This is a genomic window from Xanthomonas maliensis, assembly GCF_009192945.1.
Classification (GTDB): domain Bacteria; phylum Pseudomonadota; class Gammaproteobacteria; order Xanthomonadales; family Xanthomonadaceae; genus Xanthomonas; species Xanthomonas maliensis.
Genome location: NZ_NSET01000073.1, coordinates 1 through 2,472 on the forward strand (window position 1 = coordinate 1; position 2,472 = coordinate 2,472).

Annotated in this window: 1 protein-coding gene; it reads right to left on the reverse strand. The window is 65.6% G+C overall.

What is annotated here, in order from left to right:
- On the reverse strand, window positions 1-2,451 hold a 2,451-nt coding region (locus CKY51_RS20315; protein WP_280524719.1), incomplete at its 3' end, for a condensation domain-containing protein.
- Window positions 2,452-2,472 lie beyond the last annotated feature (21 nt).

Here is a 2,472-nt window from a genome sequence, read left to right on the forward strand (position 1 = left end):
GAGCTGCGGCACGGTCGGCGTCTGGGCGGGATTGAAGCTCAGCAAGTGCTGACGCTCGCTGTCCGGCAGCACGCGTAGTTGCGCGACCGGCTGATCGCCCGCATGGTCGAGTGCATCGACCAGCTGTGTGAGCACCGATTGCATAGACATGCACAGGCGCTCGGCGCCTGCCACGGATGCCACCTGCGCTTTCAGCAGGAACGCCTCGCCCAGATCATCCACACTCAAGGTCAGCGGATAATTGCTGCGCTCATCGCCGGACAGCATCTCGATCCCTTGCAACGACATGTCAGGAACCAGGTCATCGTTGGCCGGACTGTGGCGGTAGTTCAACAGTGCGCTGAACAACGGCGCCGGTGCTTCGATGCGGCTGCAGCGCTGCGCGGTGGCCAGCGAGGCGTGCTCATGCACCAGCAATTCGCTCAGGTGCGCATGCATCTGTGCGACCGCTGTGCGAACGTCCACCCCCAGCAGGTTCGCGCGCAGCGGCAAGGTATTGATGAACATGCCCAGGGCGCGGTCGGCCCCCTCCCCGCCCTGCATGCGCCCCATCAACACCGTGCCGAACACCACATCGTCGCGCCCTGACAGCACGCTCAGCACACGCGCGTAAGCGAGGTGATGCAGACTGGCCACGCTGATCCCGGCCTTCCTGGCCTGTGCCCGCAAGCGCGTGCTCAACGCGGTGTCCAAGCGCAACTCCGCCTGCTCGATCCCGGCGCCATCGCCCTGCACGTCCTGCAGACCAAACGGCAAGGTCGGTTCGTCGACATCGCCGAGCATCCGGGTAAAGAACGCGGTATGCGCCGCCTGCGCGCCCCCCAGGCAGACCTGGGCGACATAATTGCGATATGGCGTGGCTGCAGGCAGCGTATCGACCGCGCCGGACAATACCGCCTGCATTTCCTGTCCGACGACCTCCAGCGCCATATGATCGAGCACGATGTGGTGGAACAGCAGGGTTCCAACCAGTCGCTGCCGACTGGGATCTTCGGCGACCACCAGACGTAGCAGCGGCGCGTTGCCCAATTGCAGGCGGTAGTGACGCGGATCGAAGCGTGAGCGCAACTGCTGCAAGATGTCGCCCTGCGCCGGATCCAGCACCACGTCCTCGACCGTCAACTGCGCGCGGCGAACCACGACCTGCACCGGTTGATCGAGCCCCTCCCAGAACACGGCCGTGCGCAGGATATCGTGACGATCGATCACGACTTGCAATGCAGCGACGAACGCCTGCAGTCTGGACCGATCGGCAAATCCGAACTGCGAATGCAGCAGATACGGATCGCCTTGTCGGGCGGCCAAGTGGTGGTACAACACACCCTCTTGCAAGGGCGCCAGCGGATAGATGTCCTGCACGTTGGCAGCGCCGCCAGGCACGCCGGCCACGATCTGGTCGATCGCGTCCTGCGACAAGTCCACCAGCGGCAGCAGCGCCGGGGTGATGTGCTGACAGCCCGGCGGGATCCGATTGGCGGGCACGTCAATGACCTGCTCGGCCCCCACTGCCGCCGCCAGCGCTGCCAGCGTCGGCTGCCCGAACAGCACCCGCACATCGGCACCAAGCCCTTGCCGCCGCATGCGCTCGACCAGTGTCACCGCCAGCAACGAGTGCCCGCCCAGCTGGAAGAAGTTGTCGTGCCGCCCCACCTTCTCCACGCCCAGCACGGCTTGCCAGATCTCGGCCAGCGTCTGCTCCAACGGGCCTTGTGGCGCCTCATACTGCTGGTGTGCGTAGTCGTCCGCATCCGGTGCGGGCAGCGCCTTGCGATCCAGCTTGCCATTGCGCGTCAACGGCCAGCTCGCCAGCACGACGAAAGCGCTCGGCACCATGTAGTCCGCCAGGCTGAGCTGCAACTGCGCACGCAAGGCCTCGGCCGTTGGCGCCGACGGATGGTCCTGTGCAATGAGGTAAGCCACCAGGCGCTGATCGCCCGGCACATCCTCGCGTACCAGCACCACCGCCTCGCGCACCTGCGGATGGGCCTGCAGCTGCGCTTCGATTTCGCCCAGCTCGATGCGTCGGCCACGGATCTTCACCTGGGCATCGTTGCGCCCCACATAGTGCAGGCGACCGTCGGCCGACCACCGGCACAGATCCCCTGTGCGATACATCCGCTCGCCGGGATGGTACGGATCGGCCAGGAAACGCTCTGCCGTCAACGCATCGCGCCCCAGGTAGCCGCGCGCCACACCGGCACCTGCCAGATACAACTCGCCCACCACGCCCAGCGGCAGCAACTGCTGCTGCCCGTCCAGCACATAGGCGCGCAGATGGGGCAGCGGCGTGCCGATGGACGGGTACAGCACCTCGGGCATGACCTCGCCGCTGGTAGCCACCACCGTGGTCTCGGTTGGACCGTAATTGTTGTGAACCACAAACGGCAGGCCTGCTGGTACCTGTCGCAAACGATCGCCACCGACCAACAGATGCTGCAACCCCTTCGGCATCCGCTTGGTCGCGAACGAACG